Origin of the sequence: Streptomyces sp. NBC_00252 (assembly GCF_036187565.1) — a bacterium.
In the GTDB taxonomy this organism is placed as follows: Bacteria; Actinomycetota; Actinomycetes; order Streptomycetales; family Streptomycetaceae; genus Streptomyces.
The window spans coordinates 2,088,178-2,105,155 of sequence record NZ_CP108087.1 but is presented as its reverse complement, the minus strand read 5'-3'; the positions used below and the strand labels follow the sequence as shown (position 1 = coordinate 2,105,155).

The 16,978-nt window shown below is 70.1% G+C and carries 13 protein-coding genes; 10 read left to right on the top strand and 3 right to left on the bottom strand.

Annotation, left to right across the window (positions count from 1 at the left end; all coding sequences use genetic code 11):
* Positions 1 to 10: 10 nt before the first annotated feature.
* Both OHT77_RS09120 and OHT77_RS09115 read left to right on the top strand, forming a co-directional pair.
* A complete protein-coding gene (locus OHT77_RS09120) occupies positions 11 to 736 on the top strand; it encodes a class I SAM-dependent methyltransferase (protein WP_328827608.1) in 726 nt (241 codons plus the stop codon).
* Between the two features lie 136 nt (positions 737 to 872).
* Positions 873 to 1,583: a TetR/AcrR family transcriptional regulator gene (locus OHT77_RS09115; RefSeq protein ID WP_328827607.1), complete on the top strand. Its 711-nt coding sequence runs from the start codon at positions 873 to 875 to the stop codon at positions 1,581 to 1,583.
* 15 nt (positions 1,584 to 1,598) lie between these two features.
* Here the strand turns inward: OHT77_RS09115 and OHT77_RS09110 are convergent, their stop codons facing one another.
* Positions 1,599 to 2,408: a thioesterase family protein gene (locus tag OHT77_RS09110; protein WP_328827606.1), complete on the bottom strand. Its 810-nt coding sequence runs from the start codon at positions 2,406 to 2,408 to the stop codon at positions 1,599 to 1,601.
* A 270-nt stretch (positions 2,409 to 2,678) separates the two neighbouring features.
* On the opposite strand from OHT77_RS09110, the gene OHT77_RS09105 reads away from it, so the two are divergent.
* Positions 2,679 to 4,019: a beta-1,3-glucanase family protein gene (locus OHT77_RS09105; protein WP_328827604.1), complete on the top strand. Its 1,341-nt coding sequence runs from the start codon at positions 2,679 to 2,681 to the stop codon at positions 4,017 to 4,019.
* Positions 4,020 to 4,092: 73 nt separating this feature from the next.
* On the opposite strand, the gene OHT77_RS09100 is transcribed toward OHT77_RS09105, so the two are convergent.
* On the bottom strand, positions 4,093 to 8,373 hold the full coding sequence (locus tag OHT77_RS09100) for a discoidin domain-containing protein (protein WP_328827603.1): 4,281 nt from the start codon (positions 8,371 to 8,373) through the stop codon (positions 4,093 to 4,095).
* A 366-nt stretch (positions 8,374 to 8,739) separates the two neighbouring features.
* Here OHT77_RS09100 and OHT77_RS09095 point away from each other — a divergent pair, with 366 nt between their 5' ends.
* The 7 genes from OHT77_RS09095 (at position 8,740) to OHT77_RS09065 (ending at position 16,621) form a co-directional block, all read left to right on the top strand.
* Complete coding sequence (locus OHT77_RS09095) at positions 8,740 to 9,573, top strand: M55 family metallopeptidase (RefSeq protein WP_266774072.1); 834 nt, start codon at positions 8,740 to 8,742, stop codon at positions 9,571 to 9,573.
* The gene (locus OHT77_RS09090; protein ID WP_328827601.1) at positions 9,566 to 10,876 is read left to right on the top strand and encodes a M20/M25/M40 family metallo-hydrolase; all 1,311 of its coding nucleotides are present in this window, start codon (positions 9,566 to 9,568) and stop codon (positions 10,874 to 10,876) included. Before OHT77_RS09095 ends, OHT77_RS09090 begins: the two co-directional genes overlap by 8 nt.
* 15 nt (positions 10,877 to 10,891) lie before the next feature.
* Entirely contained in the window at positions 10,892 to 12,844 is a 1,953-nt protein-coding gene (locus tag OHT77_RS09085) for a prolyl oligopeptidase family serine peptidase (RefSeq protein ID WP_328834192.1), read from the top strand.
* Positions 12,841 to 13,773, top strand: a complete 933-nt coding sequence (locus tag OHT77_RS09080) for a S66 peptidase family protein (RefSeq protein WP_328827600.1) — start codon at positions 12,841 to 12,843, stop codon at positions 13,771 to 13,773. The genes OHT77_RS09085 and OHT77_RS09080 overlap by 4 nt, the downstream gene beginning before the upstream one ends.
* A gap of 148 nt (positions 13,774 to 13,921) precedes the next feature.
* The gene (locus OHT77_RS09075) at positions 13,922 to 15,715 is read left to right on the top strand and encodes a CocE/NonD family hydrolase (protein WP_328827599.1); all 1,794 of its coding nucleotides are present in this window, start codon (positions 13,922 to 13,924) and stop codon (positions 15,713 to 15,715) included.
* A gap of 91 nt (positions 15,716 to 15,806) precedes the next feature.
* A complete protein-coding gene (locus OHT77_RS09070; protein ID WP_266774077.1) occupies positions 15,807 to 16,049 on the top strand; it encodes a LapA family protein in 243 nt (80 codons plus the stop codon).
* A 20-nt stretch (positions 16,050 to 16,069) separates the two neighbouring features.
* Positions 16,070 to 16,621, top strand: coding sequence for a GNAT family N-acetyltransferase (locus OHT77_RS09065; protein WP_328827598.1), 552 nt, complete (start codon positions 16,070 to 16,072; stop codon positions 16,619 to 16,621).
* Here OHT77_RS09065 and OHT77_RS09060 read toward each other — a convergent pair.
* Complete coding sequence (locus OHT77_RS09060; RefSeq protein WP_328827597.1) at positions 16,593 to 16,940, bottom strand: DUF6204 family protein; 348 nt, start codon at positions 16,938 to 16,940, stop codon at positions 16,593 to 16,595. The genes OHT77_RS09065 and OHT77_RS09060 overlap by 29 nt on opposite strands.
* Between the last annotated feature and the right edge of the window lie 38 nt (positions 16,941 to 16,978).

Genomic DNA, 16,978 nt, shown 5'->3' with positions numbered 1-16,978 from the left:
GGAGTTGGGCATGAGCGTGTCGAGTCGGTACCGGGAGGCCTGGGAAGGTTTCTGGCGCGAGGCGCCCGACGGGCAGGGGGCCGTCTTCTGGGACGCGGCCCCGGCGCAGACCGTGGCGCTCCATCTCGCCCTGTTCGAACCGAAGTTGCGTGACCCCGGCCTCCAGATGGTCGACCTCGGCTGCGGCAACGGTACGCAGACCCGCTTCCTCGCCGACCGGTTCACCCATGTCGTCGGCGCCGACCTGTCCGCCGCGGCCGTCGACCACGCCCGGCAGGCCGACCCGGCAGGGCAGGCCACGTACCGGGTGCTGGACGCCACCGACAAGACCGACGTGGAGGCGCTGCACGCCGAACTCGGCGACGCCAACGTCTACATGAGGGGCGTCCTGCACCAGGCCGACCCCGACGACCGGCAGCCGCTGATCGACGGAGTCGCCACGCTGGTGGGGGAGCGCGGCCATGTCTTCCTCGTCGAACTCGCGGAGGCCGCCCGCCCGCTCCTCGGCGCACTCGCCCAGGACCCGGCGGGACCGCCGCCGAAACTCGCCCCGGTCTTCCGCCACGGCATCGCGCCCGGCGAGGTCGCCGACGACGCGGTGCCCGAATACCTCCGCGCGGCCGGTCTCACCATTCTCGCGAGCGGCGAACTCCCGCTGCTCACAACCGAGTTCAGGGCCGACGGCGCACGCATCGAACTGCCGTCGAAGTGGCACATCGCGAGCCGCGCGAGCTGAGGGCGGCACATCTCCCGGCGCGGGTCCCTTGCGCGGAGCCCGTGCCGGTGTGGTGCGATGCCCTGGGCGTGCCACCAACCGGCGCCCGCGCGGGTCCGGGACGGCCCGCACGCCGTCACCGTCAGGGGGAACAGACATGCCACGACCGCCGAGTCGTCATGGGCCGGGCTTCGAGATCAGGCGCCAGAAGATCATCGACACCGCCGCGTCCCTGTTCGCGCGCCAGGGCTACGCGGCGACCTCCATCAACGACCTGGGCCGTGCGGTCGGACTCGCCAAGGGCGCCCTGTACTACTACATCGGCTCCAAGGAGAACCTCCTCATCGAGATCCAGTCCCGGGTCCTCGACCCGCTGCTGGCCCGCGCCCAGGAGATCGCGGCCCTCGACGAGCCACCGCTGCTGCGGCTGCGCCTGCTCTCCGAGTCGCTGCTGACGACGATCTTCCGCAGGCTCGACCACATCCGGGTCTACGAGCACGACCACCGCAGCCTCAGCGGCGCCGAGTTGGAGACGGTGCTGGGCCAACGCGCCGACTTCGAGCTGCTGATCACCGGCCTGCTCACGGAGGCGGTCGAGGCGGGCACCTTCCGCGCGGTCGAACCGCACCTGGCCACCCGCCAGTTCCTCAACCTGCACCACCACACCTACCAGTGGGTGCGGCCCGACGGCAGCTGGGACGCCGCGTTCCTGTCGGGGGAGTACTGCTCGACCCTGTTCCGCGGATTCGCCGCGTCCGTCGCCCAACTCCCGGACGTCGAGGCCCTGGCCGCCGAGTTCAAGCGGTCCAGGCCCGACCTGCCCCTCGACCCCGAGACGGCCTGGCAAGCGCTCCCCGTGGCGGGCTGAGGGGCCCGAGCACGCTCAACGGGGCGGCGCGGGCCGCACCGTGAGGATCTGCAGCGCGTGCCCGACCGGGCCGTGGACGTCGTGCAGCACGGTGCTGGTCAGCCCCTGCCCGGTGGGTCCGAAGGTGACCGTCGTGTCCAACCCGGTCCAGTCGCCCTCGGGTTGGCGGTGCAGGTGCACGGTGAGGTCGACGTTCGGGTAGATCCACGCGGTCGGCGGCTGCCGTACGGCGATGCCGTTCGCGGTGTCGACGAGCGCGAGATAGGACGCGAGCGGGCTGCTGGGCTCACCGGCGACCAGGGCGTGCCGGGTGGAGACCCAGGCGGTCGTACGGCCCGGCCGGGGCGGCGCGAGCGGCCGTACGTCCAGGGAGGCGATGTAGCCCCCTGGCCACAGCGCGCTCATCTCCCAGGGGGCCAACTCCGCTGGCGGGGTCAGGAGTTCGCCGGTGCCGCCCGCGACGGCGGCGGTGTCGACCGCGGCGAGGAACCAGGCGCGGGCCCGCACCACCGGCCGGTCGGCGACCAGCACCACGGCCTCGACCAGCTCGATCGTGCGGCCGGCCCGGACGACGTCCACCCGGATCTCGCACTCGTCGAGGGCGAGCCGCCCCAGGATGTCGTAGCCGACCCGCGCCATCACCAGCCCCTCGCCCGGCCGCTGCGCCGCCACCTGGCGCTCGATGGCGTGGACGACGAGCCCGCCGAGCGGGCTGAAGTGCAGCTCGTCCGGGTCCCAGGCGCCGCCCGCGTGGGCCGTGGGCTTGTAGCGGTGCTCGTCGATGCGTTCGTAGTAGCTGTCGGGGACCGGGGTTCCGGTGTTCAACGGACTTCTCTCCCAAGGCTGTTTCCGCCGCGTGCGCGGTGTTCCGGTGACCACTCTGCCACCGTACGGAAAGGTCCATACCGGACGCGTCAAGTGATGGAGGAACGTGGCGGGTCGCGATCGGGCTTGTGGTCGGGTCCTGAACGGATGCTCCGTCGTGAGGGTCGGCAGTGCCGAACTGCCGCTGATTCGGCTTCAGTTGTTGACGGCGGGCAGGGGCGGGACTACAACCCGGGGAGAGCGCTCCCGACCCCGCTGAGGAGACCCTCCATGCAGTTGTCCGCCAGACCTCCGGCCGCGGCCGTACGCCCGCGTACCGCACTCGGTCTCGTCGTCGTCCTGATCCTCGCCTGCTTCGCCGCCCTGAGCCCCACGCCCGCCCGAGCCGCCGACCAGCTCCTGTCCCAGGGACGGCCCGCGGCCGCGTCCTCGACCGAGAGCGGGGCCTTCCCCGCGAGCGCGGCCGTCGACGGCGACACCGGCACCCGCTGGTCCTCCGCCTTCGCCGACCCGCAGTGGCTGCGCGTCGACCTCGGCTCGGTCCAGCAGATCTCCCGCGTCACACTGAACTGGGAGGCCGCGTACGCCAGCGGCTACCAGATCCAGACCTCCACCGACGCGACCAACTGGACCACCGTCTACTCCACCACGACCGCCACCGGCGGCACCCAGAACCTCACCGTCACCGGCAGCGGCCGCTACGTCCGCGTCTACGGCACCGCCCGCGCCACCCAATGGGGCTACTCCCTCTGGGAGTTCCAGGTCTACGGCCCCGGCAGCACCACCCCGCCCGACTCCTTCTGGGGCAGCACCAGTGACATCCCGGCGGCCAACAACGCCGTGGAGGTGAAGATCCTCAACCGCACCAACGGCAAGTACCCGGACAGCCAGGTGTACTGGAGTTTCAACGGGCAGACGCACTCCATCGCCGAGCAGCCCTACCTCGACATGCCCGCCAACTCCGCGGGCCGCATGTACTTCTACCTGGGCTCGCCCACCAGCTCCTACTACGACTTCATCGAGTTCACGGTCGGCAACAACGTCTTCAACGGCAACACCACCCGCGTCGACGCCTTCGGCCTCAAACTCGCCATGCGCCTGCACAGCAAGGACGGGTACGACACCGAGGTCGGCGAGAACCGGGCGACCTTCGCCGAGGACCGCGCGACCACCTTCCAGCGGTTCACCGACGCGGTGCCGAGCCAGTTCAAGGTGCTGGCCCAGACCCAGGCGCCGTACCGGATCATCGCGCCCGGCAGCGACCCGAGCTTCCGCGCGGGCGGCGCCAACGCCAACTACTTCACGTCGTACGCCCAGTCGGTGGGCGTGAACGCGGCGACCTCCGACATCTTCGGGTGCGCGGGCTCGCTGGCCGCCGACCCCACCATGTGCGCCGCCCTCAACCGCCATGTGGCCACCCTGCCGGCGTCGCAGCAGTCCGACCCGGCGCAGTTCTACAAGGCCGCCCCCGCCAACTACTACGCCAAGTTCTGGCACGACAACGCCATCAACCAGCTTGCCTACGGCTTCCCCTACGACGATGTCGCGGGCCAGTCCTCGTTCATCTCGCACGCCAACCCGCAGTGGCTCCTGGTCGCCGTCGGCTGGTAGGCACGGAAGCACAGGGAAACGGGGCCGCCCCTGTCAGGTGGGGCGGCCCCGCTTCATGGGGTGATGGTCTGCGCTACTGCACGTTGATCGTGAAGGTGGACGTGGTGTTGCGGATGTCCTGAGCGTTGCCGCTCATCCGCAGGTTGACGAAGGTCGCGGAACCCACGGCGGGTCCCTGACCGGGCTCGGGCAGCTCGTTGGCCCAGATGCCCCAGCCGGACTTGGCGTCGAACGCGTCTCCGCTCTTCTTGGAGTTGGTGATGGAGATGTCGGTGAAGATCGTGTCCTTCACCGGGAACTGCGGTTGCCCGCCGACGTAGTTGGTCTGGAACATCACTCCGCCGTACGTGGAGTTGTCGATGTCGACGTCGTTGACCCGGATGCCCTGGAAGACCTTCGAGGCGGAGAACGCCCAGATGGCGGGGAAGACCTGGGAGCCCCAGAAGTGGCCGCCCGTTCTGTCCAGGGAGACGTTCTCGATCGTCGTCGGATCGGTCCCGAAGCCGTTCATCGGGTAGCCGAAGTCCAGCGAGGAGATCGTGATGCCGGAGTAGACCAGGGTGTCGGCGACCCGGATGTTGCGGAAGGTGTTGTCGAAGCCGCCGTAGACGGCGATACCGGCCGCACGCCAGGTGAGTGTCGACGTCAGGTTCTCGTACAGGTTGTTCTTCTCGTCGGAGCCGCCCGCGTCGATCGCCGAGAAGAGCGCGAAGCTGTCGTCGCCCGTGGCGCGGGCGTCGTTGTTGACGACGTGGTTGTCCGTGGAGCCGTTCGTCATGTTGATGCCGTCGGCGAACGTGTCACGGATGCGGGAGTTCTTGATGGTCACGCTGTCGGTGTTGGCGCCCCAGTACATGCACACCATGTGCTCGACCCAGATGTTGTCGATGGTGATGTTGGAGACGTTGGAGAAGTCGAAGACCTTGCCGGGGCCGTCGATGCGGGACGTGTAGTTGCCGAAGTAGGCGAAGCCGGTGAACGAGGAGCCGTTGGCGGTGGCTTCGGCCCGGATGCCGATGTCGGTGTTCTCCTGCGAGGCGGGGGCGTGGAAGCGGGTGAACCACGGCCCGGCTCCGACGACCTTGACCGCCTTGCCGTAGACCTGCAGCTTGCTGGAGGTCTCGTAGTCACCGGCGGGCAGGTAGACACCGACGAGCTTGCCCGTGGTGTCCATGCGGACCGCGTCGAGCGCGTTCTGCACGTCCTGCTGGGAGAAGCCGGCCGGGACCGCGTAGGCGGCCGGGTCCGGGTTCGGAGTCGCCGTCGCCTGCTCGGTGTTGATGAAGTCGATGGCGTACGTCGAGGAGTTGGCGGCGTCCTTCTGCAGCCGGATCTTGGAACCCGCCGGAACCGTCTTGCCCAGCAGGAGGTTCGCCTCGTCGTAGATGTGGCGCTGGGCTCCGGCGCTCGGCGAGTTGCCGGGCGCGGTCTCGTTGCCGTACAGCCAGGCGTACTTGGAGGTCAGGTCGATGGCCTTGAGGAACTGGCCGTCGACGTAGACGTCGAGCGTCGAGTCGGTGCCGTCGGGGATGGAGAAGCGGGTGACGAGGGTGTTCGTCGCCGCGCGGGTGGTCCACTCGACGTACTGGCCGGTCGAGTTGAGGGTCACGGCCTTGCGGCCGCTCGCCTCACCGGCGATGTCGCCGACGGTGCGGTTCGGGCCGACGACCTGGGCGCCGCCGCCCACCGTGCCGTCCTCGGCCTCGTACATGTCGTACGGCATGTCGGCGCCGCGGCCGACGAACAGGGGTTGTGTGGTGGTGTTGTTGGTCCGCTTGACCGGGAGTTCGTTGGTGTCGTCGGCGATGACCGTCTTGACGCTGAACTTGCCGTTGACGGCCGTCCAGGTGCCGAGGCTCACCGGTGCGGTCGTCTGGCCGGCCGCGATGGTGCCGTTGTAGGAGCCGGTGAGGGTCTTGACGGTGTTGCCGCTGCCGTCCAGGACGGTGAGCGTGACGCCGTGGGCGCCGGAGGCCGAGGCGACCGTGCCCTGGTTCTTGATCGCCACGGTGAAGGTGACGTTGTCGCCCGCCGAGGGGCTGGACGGGGTCCAGGCGACCGGTGCGGCGACCAGGTCGGAGCTGGAGACCGGCTTGACCACGAGCGCGTCGGGGGCGGTGTAGACGTTGTTGCCCTCGTTCTGCTCGATGACCTTGTTCGACGGGTCCACCTCGGCGCCGAGCGGGTAACTGCCAGCGTCCCGCGCGCCGATGCTCGCCGTGACCGTCGCCGACGCGCCCGCCGCGAGGGCCGGGACGTCCGCCGTGGCGGCCTTGGTGCCCCCGAGCGTGAAGTTCAGGTCGGTGGCCTTGGACGCCTTGCTGCCGCTGTTCGTGACGGTCGCCGTGAGGCTGATGGCGTCCGACTCGACCGGGGCCGCGGGCGTGTGCGTGATGCCGGTGACCTTGAGGTCCGGGTTGGCGGCCGGGGTGCCGATCACCTGGAACTCGGCGACCTGCGCGCCCGGGGCACCGCTGTTGGAGGCGAACTTGAGCTGGATGTCGGCGGCGGCGCCGGAGACCGGGATGGTCACCGTGTTGCCGCTCGACGGGTTGAACGTGTAGTCCTTCGCGGCCGCCAGGCTCGTGAACGCGGTCGCGTCCTGGTCACGCCCGAGTACCTGGATGTTCTGGGTGCGCGTCGACCACGCGGCGTCCGGGTTCAGCTTCACGACGACCTGACTGAGGTCGGCGTTGGCTCCCAGCTTGGTGGTGAGGGTGGCCGGGTACGCGCCGCCCCCGCTCTCCCAATACGTGCTCACCTGACCGTCGTTGGCGTTCGCCGCGACATAGGTGAAGGTGTACGACGAGGCGTCGATCGGCTTGCCCTGAGCGAGGTCGGAGCCACCGCCGGAACCGGCCCGGGTGACGCTGTTGCTCGCCACCGACACGTTCCCCGCGGCGTCCTTCGCCTTCACGTAGTAGGTGACCGTCGCCGTCGCCGACGGGGTGTCCGTGTACGAAGTGACCGTGCCGGCGAGGGACTTGATCACCTGGTTGTTGGCGTAGACGTCGTACCCGGTGACCTGGACGTTGTCGCTCGACGCCTGCCAGGTCAGCTTCACGTCGCTGCCGGACTGCGTGTAGGCGAGGTTGCCGGGAGCCGTCGGCGCCTGGGTGTCGCCGCCCGCGCCCTTGCGCGTCACGCTGTTGCTGTTGGCGGAGACGTTGCCCGCCGCGTCCTTGGCCCGCACGAAGTACGTGATGTCGCTGCCGGCCGGCTGGGTGTCCGTGTACGTCAGCACGTTCCCGGCGACGCTCGACCTCAACTGCCCGTTGGCGTAGACGTCGTAGCCCGTCACGGCGGTGTCGTCGGTGGCCGCGCTCCAGGTCAGCTTGATCTGCCCGGTGGCCGGTTCGGTGTAGCTCAGGTTCGTCGGCGCGGTGGGCGCCTGGGTGTCACCGGTGGCCGGACCGTAGACCTCCAGCTCCGACAACTGCCCTGCGGGCCAGCCGGTGTTCGCCGTGATCAGCACGCGTACGTAGCGTGTGGTCGTCGCGTCGAAGGAGATGGTCGTCGACTGGTCGGTGGAGCTGTCGAAGGTGTACGCCTTCGACGCCGTCAGGTCGCCGAAGTTCTGGTTGTCGGTCGAGCCCTGGATCTTGAGCGTCTGGCTGCGGCTCGGCCAGTTGCCCGGGAGCCTGAGCGTCACCTGGTTGACCTTGACCGACGAGCCCAGGTCGACCTGGATCCATTGCGGGAAGGCGTTGTTGGTGCTCTCCCAGTACGTGTCGCGGTTGCCGTCACCGGCGTTGGCCGCGCCGTACACATCGGCGTGCCCGCTCTCGCTGAAGGGCTTGCCCTGCGCGAGGTTGGGGGTCGAGGCGGTGGTGGTGAGGACCTGCATCTCGCCCAACTGGGCCGTTCCGGCGACCGAGTTGGCGCTGAAGTCGGCCCGCACGTACCGGGCGAGGGTCGAGGGCACCGAGATCTTCACGGTGTTGTCGTCGCCGGGGCTGAAGACGTACTGCGCCGAGGACTTGAGCGTGGCGAAGCTCTTGCCGTCGTCGCTGCCCTGGAGCGCCAGCGTCTGCTTGCGGGTCTGCCAGCCCTCGGGCAGCCGCAGCACGACCTGCCGGACGCGCTTGCTCCTGCCGAGGTCGGTCTGCACCCACTGGGCCGACTTCTTCCCGGCCTGCCAGTAGGTGTCGGTGTCGCCGTCGGTGATGTTGGTGGCCTTGTGCGCGCCGCGGGTGCTGCCCGCCGTGGTCCTGGCGTCCGCGGCGACGTTGGGGCCGCCGGCCGCGTGGGCGCTCACGGCGGGCAGCCCCAGCACCATCACGGCGGAGGCGAGCGCGGCGATCGCCGTGCTCCGTCCCGGGGATCTCTGCTTGTGTCGTGCCGGTCTGTTCATACGGGGTCACTTCCTGCGGAGGCTCGCGCACCGGTGGGGCGGCGAGGGCGGCTCGTTCCTGGGGGAGTGGTGCAGGAGCAGAAAGGTGCGAGGTGACGTGGTGCGTGCTGCCTCTGAGAGGCAGGTTTTTGCGTTGTTTCATCGAAATATTGCAGAGCGATGGGAGAGGGTCTACAGCTGGAACAGCGCAATATTCACCAGAAGCGCTCATCATCCCGCAGTGACACCCGGGTTGGCTTGCGCGTACTTGCGGTCGCTGAACGAAAGTGAACGCAAGACACGCAAATTCTTGCGCGATCCAACGTCGTTCAATTCCGTACCGCTTCTTCCTGGCGGATTCGCCGTCGACGCGTAACGTGATGCCCCATGAAGATCCTCATCAGCGCCGACATGGAGGGTGCGACCGGCGTCACCTGGCCGGCCGACGTGTTGCCGGGGACACCGCAGTGGGAGCGGTGCCGTGCGATGTTCACCTCGGACGTGAACGCGGCCGTCCTCGGTTTCTACGACGGCGGCGCCGACGAGGTGCTCGTCAACGAGGCCCACTGGACGATGCGCAACCTCCTGCTCGAACGGCTCGACGAGCGCACCGAGATGCTCACCGGACGCCACAAGTCCCTCTCGATGGTGGAGGGCGTGCAGCACGGCGACGTCGACGGCATCGCGTTCGTCGGCTACCACGCGGGCGCCGGCATGGAGGGCGTCCTCGCCCACACCTACCTCGCCAACTCCATCACCGGCGTGTGGCTGAACGACGTCCGCGCCAGCGAGGGCCTCCTCAACGCGCATGTCGTCGCCGAGTACGGGGTACCGGTGGTCCTTGTCACGGGTGACGACGTGGCCTGCGAGGACGCCCTCGGGTACGCGCCCGGGGCGCTGAAGGTGGCCGTCAAGGACCATGTGTCGCGCTACGCGGCCGTGTGCCGGACCCCGGCCAGGACGGCCGCCGACATCCGCGGGGCGGCGAAGGAGGCGGCGAAACTGGCGGTCCGTCAGGAACCGGTGCGGGGCGGCCCGTTCACCGTCGCCCTGGAGTTCGACGCCGAGCACCTGGCGATGGCCGCCACCGTCGTCCCCGGCGTCGCGCGGGTCGGGGAGCGGAAGGTGGCGTACACCCACGACACCATGTACGACGGCATCCGGACCTTCAAGGCGGTCACCACGATCGTCTCGGCCGCGGTGGAGGAGCAGTATGGCTGACATCGACGAGCGGGCCCTGGCCGAGGTCGTGACGTTCACCTCGGACCTGATCCGCATCGACACGACCAACCGGGGCGGCGGCGACTGCCGGGAGAGACCCGCGGCCGAGTACGCCGCCGAACAACTGGCCGGTGCCGGGCTCGAACCCACCCTCCTGGAACGGACCGAGGGCCGCACCAACGTCGTCGCCCGCATCGAGGGCACCGACCCCTCGGCGGACGCGCTGCTCGTGCACGGTCACCTCGACGTCGTGCCGGCCCAGGCCGACGAGTGGAGCGTGCACCCCTTCTCCGGGGAGGTCCGCGACGGCGTCGTCTGGGGGCGCGGCGCGGTCGACATGAAGAACATGGACGCGATGATCCTCGCCGTCGTCCGCGCCTGGGCCCGCCTGGGCGTACGACCGCGACGCGACCTCGTGATCGCGTTCACCGCCGACGAAGAGGCCAGCGCCGAGGACGGCTCCGGATTCCTCGCCGACCGGCACGCCGGGCTCTTCGAGGGCTGCACCGAAGGCATCAGCGAATCAGGCGCGTTCACCTTCCACGACGGCTCCGGCCGCGAGATCTACCCCATCGCCGCCGGTGAACGCGGCACCGGGTGGCTGAAGTTGACCGCGCACGGCCGCGCGGGCCACGGCTCCAAGGTCAACCACGAGAACGCCGTCACACGCCTCGCCGCCGCCATCACCCGCATCGGCGAACACGAGTGGCCGCTGCGGCTCACCCCGACCGTCCGCGCGGCCCTCACCGAACTCGCCGCCCTCTACGGCATCGACGCCGACCTCGACGACGTCGACGGACTCCTCACCAAGCTCGGCCCGGCGGCGAAACTCGTCGAGCCCACGGTCCGCAACAGCGCCAACCCGACGATGCTGAACGCCGGTTACAAGGTCAACGTGATCCCGGGCGAGGCCGTGGCCTTCGTCGACGGACGCTATCTGCCGGGCGGCGAGGACGAGTTCCGCACCACCCTGGACCGGCTCACCGGACCGGACGTCGACTGGGAGTTCCACCACCGCGAAGCGGCCCTCCAGGCACCGCTCGACTCCCCGGCCTACGCCCGGATGCGGGCCGCCGTCGAGGAGTTCGCACCCGAGGGACATGTGGTGCCGTACTGCATGTCCGGCGGCACCGACGCCAAGCAGTTCTCGCGGCTCGGCATCACCGGCTACGGCTTCGCACCGCTGAAGCTCCCCGAGGGCTTCGACTACCAGGCGCTGTTCCACGGAGTCGACGAACGCGTCCCCGTCGAGGCACTCCATTTCGGCGTCCGCGTTCTGGACCGCTTCCTGAGGACGGCCTAGCAAGTGGGGGAGAACGTGCAGACCTTGGCCTACGGTTCGTGGCCCTCGCCCATCGACGCGGCCCTCGCCGCCGCGCACGACGGACACCCCGAGTACGTCGGCTTCGTCGGCGACGAGGCCTGGTGGACCGAACCACGCCCCACCGAGGGCGGCCGCCGCACCCTGGTGCGCCGCCACGCGGACGGTTCCGAGGAATCGGTTCTGCCCGCGCCGTGGAACGTCCGCAGCCGCGTCATCGAGTACGGCGGACAGCCCTGGGCCGGCACGGTCCAGGACGGTCAACCCCTCGTGGTCTTCGTGAACTTCACCGACCAGCGCCTGTACCGCCACGACCCCGGGAGCGAACCGCGCCCGCTCACCCCCGTGTCCCGCGTGGGCGGCGGACTCCGCTGGGCGGAACCGCAGGTGCGCCCGGACCTGGGTGAAGTGTGGTGCGTGCTGGAGGAGTTCACCGGCGAGGCCCCCGGCGATGTGCGGCGCGTCCTGGCCGCCGTACCGCTGGACGGGTCCGCCGCCGAGGACCGCCGGGCCGTACGCGAACTCACCGACGACCGGCACCGGTTCGTGTCCGGGCCGCGTGTCTCGCCCGACGGGCGGAAGGCGGCGTGGCTCGCCTGGGAGCATCCCCGGATGCCGTGGGACGGCACCGAGCTGCTGCTCGCCGAGATCGCGGACGACGGCAGCTTCGGGACGCCCCGGACCGTCGCCGGCGGGCCCGACGAGTCGATCGCCCAGGTCGACTGGGCCTTCGACGGCTCGCTGCTCTACGCGAGCGACCGCACCGGCTGGTGGAACCTCTACCGTGATCACCGGCCGCTGTGCGCCCGCGAGGAGGAGTTCGGCGGACCGCTGTGGAAGCTCGGCCAGCGCTGGTTCGCGCCCCTGGAAGGCGGGTTGATCGCCGTCGTGCACGGCCGGGGCGCCACCGCCCTCGGCGTACTGGACCCCGAGACCGGCGAAGTCGTCGACGCGGCAGGGCCCTGGACCGAGTTCTCGTCCACCCTCGCGGTGAACGGCGAGCGGATCGTCGGCGTCGGGGCAAGCCCGCGCAGCGCCTTCGAGGTCGTCGAACTCGACACCCGCACCGGCAGAGCCCGGGTGATCGGCGCCGCCCACGACGACCCGGTGGACCCCGCGCACTACCCCGAACCGCAGATCCGCGTCTTCACCGGTCCCGCCGGACGGGACATCCACGCCCACATCTACCCACCGCACAACCCGAGTTGGGCCGCACCCGGCGACGAACTGCCGCCGTACGTGGTCTGGGCGCACGGCGGACCCACCAGCCGGTCCCCGCTCGTCCTCGACCTGGAGATCGCCTACTTCACCTCACGCGGCATCGGTGTCGCCGAGGTCAACTACGGCGGTTCGACCGGGTACGGCCGCGCGTACCGCAACCGGCTGCGCGAGCAGTGGGGCGTCGTCGACGTCGAGGACTGCGCGGCCGTCGCGCAGGCCCTCGCCGACGAGGGCACCGCCGACCGCGCCCGGCTCGCCATCCGGGGCGGCAGCGCGGGCGGCTGGACCAGCGCCGCGTCCCTCGTCGCCACCGACGTCTACGCCTGCGGCACGATCATCTATCCCGTCCTGGACCTCGCCAACTGGGCCACGGGGGAGACCCACGACTTCGAGTCCCGGTACCTGGAGAGCCTGGTCGGCCCCCTCGCCGAGGTGCCCGCCCGCTATGTCGAGCGCTCACCCGTCGAGCACGCCGACCGGGTCACCGCCCCCTTCCTGCTGATGCAGGGCCTGGCCGACGTGATCTGCCCGCCCGTCCAGTGCGAACGCTTCCTGGAGCGGATGCGCGGACGCCACGTCCCGCACGCCTACCTCGCGTTCGAGGGCGAGGGTCACGGCTTCCGCCGCGCCGACACCATGATCCGCGCCCTGGAGGCCGAACTCTCCCTCTACGCCCAGGTCTTCGGCATCGAACCGCCCGGCGTCCCCACCCTGGAGCTCACCAAGTGACCACGCTCGTCCGCCCGTTCCGACTCGCCCCCGGCGCCCGCGTGGCCGTCGTCGCACCCAGCGGACCGGTGTCCGAGGACCGGCTGCAGGCAGGACTCGACATCCTGCGCGGCTGGGACCTCGACCCGGTCGTGGCACCCCATGTGCTCGACCGGCAGGGCGAGTTGAGCTATCTCGCGGGCACGGACGCCGACCGCGCCGCCGATCTCCAGAACGCCTGGTGCGACCCGACCGTGTCCGCCGTCCTGTGCGCCCGCGGCGGCTACGGCGTCCAGCGCATGGTCGACCTGCTCGACTGGGACGCGATGCGGGCCGCCGGACCGAAGGTGTTCGTCGGCTTCAGCGACCCCACCGTGCTCCAGCAGGCGTTCGCCACCCGGCTGGGACTGGTCACGCTGTACGGGCCCGTCGCCTCGGGTGCCGACTTCGTCAAGAACGCCCGCGCACAGGAGCACTTGAGGGCGACCCTCTTCGACCCGGAGTCCGTACGGACCATCCGGGCGGTCCCCGGCGGGGGCGGCGCGCTGGTGCCGGGACGGGCCCGCGGCGTCACGCTCGGCGGGTGCCTGGCCCTGCTCGCCTCCGACCTCGGCACCCCGCACGCGGCGGCCGGTGCGCGGGGCGGACTGCTGATGATCGAGGACGTCGGTGAACAGGCGTTCCGCGTCGACCGGATGCTGACCCAACTCCTGCGCAGCGGCTGGCTCGACGGCGTCGCGGGCATCGTCCTCGGATCGTGGGACCGCTGCGGACCGTACGAGCAGCTGCGCCCGGTGCTCGTCGACCGGCTCGGCGGACTCGGCGTCCCAGTCGTGGAGGAGTTCGGGTTCGGGCACTGCGACGGGGCGCTGACGATACCGCTCGGTGTGAGCGCCGAACTCGACGCGGAGGAAGGCACGTTGACGCTGGACGAGCCCGCGCTGCGCTAGCCGCCCGCTTGTTGAATTCCTGTCAGGAAACACCCTTCACGGTGATTGACCTGGCCTGACACGTGTCACACCATGGGCGTGGGCCGGTACTTACCGGTCGGTAAGTCGCTGTTCCCTCAGTCGGGTTGTCCTCAGTGTGGAGGTCCCTGTGTCCCGTCGTGTGCCCGGAATCCGCGCCGCGCTGGCTCTCACTCTCACCGCCCCGCTCACCCTCGCCGCCCCGTTCGCCCTCGGCACCCCCGCCTCGGGCGCCGGCCAGTACACCGTCACCGCACTGAAGTTCACCGTCCCCGCGGGCGGCCGTGACTGCACGGTCGACGCCGATCTGTACCGGCCCGCGGGCGTCGACCACGCCCACCCGGCACCCGCCGTCCTGGCCACCAACGGCTTCGGCGGCAGCAAGTCGGACGGCTCCACCGACTCCATCGGCAAGGCCTTCGCCCAGCGCGGCTACGTCGGACTCGTCTACTCCGGGCTCGGCTTCGGCAAGTCCGGCTGTCTCGTCTCGCTCGACGACCCGGGCATCGACGGCCAGGCCGCGTCCGGGCTGATCGACTTCCTGGCGGGGACCCGGGCCGCCGACGACGGCACCAGGGCCGACTTCGTGACGCTCGACGCGAAGGGCGACCCGCGCGTCGGGATGATCGGCGGCTCCTACGGCGGCGCGATCCAGCTCGCCACGGCCGCCGTGGACCACCGGGTGGACGCTCTCGTCCCCATGATCACCTGGCACGACCTGGCGTACTCCCTCGACCCCAACAACGCGGTGGGCCAAGGGAGCCGGGACGTGCCCGGCGCCTTCAAATGGCAGTGGACCAACGCCTTCTACCTCATCGGCGAGACCCAGCCCCTGACCGTGCCGGGCCTCGACCCGACCCGCGTCAACTCCCTGTCCTGCGTGCACTTCGTCAGCAGGGCCTGCGCCATAATCCGCACCCTGAACTCCGGGAGCTATCCGCCCGCGGCGACGGCGGACCTCCTCGCGTACGCGCGCGGCGTCTCACCGGTGACGTATCTGAAGCAGGTCAAGGCGCCGACCCTCCTCGTCCAGGGGCAGGCCGACACCCTGTTCAACCTCAACGAGGCGACAGCGACGTACAAGACACTGACCGCGCAGGGCACGACCACCAAGATGATCTGGCAGTCCTGGGGGCACAGCGGCGGGATGACCGACCCGGCCGCCGGTGAACTCGACCTCACCAAGGGCGACTTGGAGTCGAGCTACGTCGGCCGGCGCATCCTGTCCTGGTTCGACCGCTATCTGCTCAAGCGGACGGGCACCGACACGGGACCGGCCTTCGCCTACTACCGCGACTGGATCACGGACCCCGCCGACACCTACGCCACGACCGGCCAACTCCCCGCGCTCGACGAGAAGTTCTACCTCTCCGGCGACGGCAAGCTGGTCGACAACCGCACGAAGGTGACGAGCGGCAGCCGCGGTTACGCCAACTGGCTTGTCCCCACGAGCCATTCGGAGAGTTCACTGAGCGGCACGATCGGCCTCCCGGACCCGGCACCGTACGACACGGCGGGCACCTACCTCGGCTGGACCAGCGCACCCCTGACCCGCACCACGGACGTCGTCGGCGCCCCGAAGGCGACGCTCAAGGTCGACTCCCCGAAGGCACGGCAGAGCCAGAACTCCGGCGACGCCGCCGACCGCCTCGTCCTCTTCGCCAAGCTCTACGACGTCGCCCCCGACGGCAGCAAGACCCTGGTCCACCGGTTGGTCGCCCCTGTCCGCGTGCCGGACGTCACGAAGAGCTTCACGGTGACGCTGCCGGGGATCGTGCACCGGTACGAGAAGGGGCACCGGCTGCGGTTCGTGATCGCGGCGAGCGACGACGCGTACACCGGGAACCGGGGGATCAAGCCGGTCACCGTGGTCACCTCGCCCCGAGACACCGGGATGCTGGAGCTGCCCGTCGTCGGGGACTGAGCCGGCCGGGGCGCACCGGCCGCCGCCCCCCGACCACCCGGGGGCACCCCTTCACCGTGCGTGATGGTGGATTCGGGCTCACCCTGGAGACATGAGCCCGAAGACCACCGAGAGCGGCGGCAGGACCGGCCAGCGGGAACGTGTGCTGACACCCGCCCGGATCACGGTTCTGCTGCTCGCCGTCCTGGCCCTGATCTTCATCTTCGAGAACACCCGCGCCACCAAGATCCGCCTGCTGATCCCCGAGGTCACCATGCCGCTCTGGATGGCCCTGCTGGGCACGGCGGTCATCGGCGCCCTGTGCGGGTGGTATTTCATGCGACGCCGCCGTTAGGCCGGAACTAAGGTGACGGGATGCCGCACACCGCATCCCGCTACCTCGCCGAGAGCCCCCGCGTGGGCATCCGTCACTTCACCTACGACGACGGAGCCGAGTTCACCGAGCGGGCCAGGGAGAGCAAGGACCTGCACCAGCCCTGGCTGTTCCCGCCCGTCAGTGCGGACGCTTACACCGCCTACGCGCGGCGGCTGATCCAGGACCCGACCAAGGCCGGGTTCCTCGTCTGCGAGCTGGACGGCGGCGGCATCGCCGGGTTCATCAACATCAACAACATCGTCGAGGGCGGCTTCCAGTGCGGTGCGCTGGGCTACGGCGCCTTCGCGCACGCGGCCGGGCGCGGGCTGATGCGCGAGGGCATGAACCTCGTGGTGGGACACGCCTTCGGGCCGATGCGGCTGCACCGCCTGGAGATCAACGTGCAGCCCACCAACCTCCCCTCGATCGCCCTCGCGCGCAGCTGCGGCTTCCGCCTCGAAGGGTTCTCGCCGAACATGATCTACATCGACGGGGCATGGCGGGACCACGAGCGCTGGGCGATCACCGCCGAGATGCGGACTTCCGGTTGACCTTCATCGTGTCCAGGTCCGTGACCGTCGACCTCAGATCGCGGAAGCCGTAGCCGAGGCCCTTCAGCGCGGTCTCGGCGCGGTCCTCCGCGAGCGCCGCGGCCATCTCGTCGCCGTCCGCCGCGTCCGAGACCACCACGTACCGCCACGAGAAGTGCTTGAGCGGCGACGGCTCGTAACTGAGCGAGCCCTCCTCGGTGAAGCGCATGCTCAGCATGCCGTGCTCCGCCGCCTCACCGAGCAGCCGCTCCCGCGCCTCGTCCGTCAGCGCGTCCCAGGTGCCCCGGACGATCACCCGGTACGTGTGCTGCTCGCTCATCGGCCGTTCCACTTCTCGGTCCATGTCGTCGGACGGCC

Bases quoted from the DNA above. Each gene is read 5' to 3' on its own strand.
- OHT77_RS09120 (WP_328827608.1), top strand. From the start codon at position 11: ATGAGCGTGTCGAGTCGGTACCGGGAGGCCTGGGAAGGTTTCTGGCGC.
- OHT77_RS09115 (WP_328827607.1), top strand. From the start codon at position 873: ATGCCACGACCGCCGAGTCGTCATGGGCCGGGCTTCGAGATCAGGCGC.
- OHT77_RS09105 (WP_328827604.1), top strand. From the start codon at position 2,679: ATGCAGTTGTCCGCCAGACCTCCGGCCGCGGCCGTACGCCCGCGTACC.
- OHT77_RS09100 (WP_328827603.1), bottom strand. From the start codon at position 8,373: ATGAACAGACCGGCACGACACAAGCAGAGATCCCCGGGACGGAGCACG.
- OHT77_RS09095 (WP_266774072.1), top strand. From the start codon at position 8,740: ATGAAGATCCTCATCAGCGCCGACATGGAGGGTGCGACCGGCGTCACC.
- OHT77_RS09090 (WP_328827601.1), top strand. From the start codon at position 9,566: ATGGCTGACATCGACGAGCGGGCCCTGGCCGAGGTCGTGACGTTCACC.
- OHT77_RS09070 (WP_266774077.1), top strand. From the start codon at position 15,807: ATGAGCCCGAAGACCACCGAGAGCGGCGGCAGGACCGGCCAGCGGGAA.
- OHT77_RS09065 (WP_328827598.1), top strand. From the start codon at position 16,070: ATGCCGCACACCGCATCCCGCTACCTCGCCGAGAGCCCCCGCGTGGGC.
- OHT77_RS09060 (WP_328827597.1), bottom strand. From the start codon at position 16,940: ATGAGCGAGCAGCACACGTACCGGGTGATCGTCCGGGGCACCTGGGAC.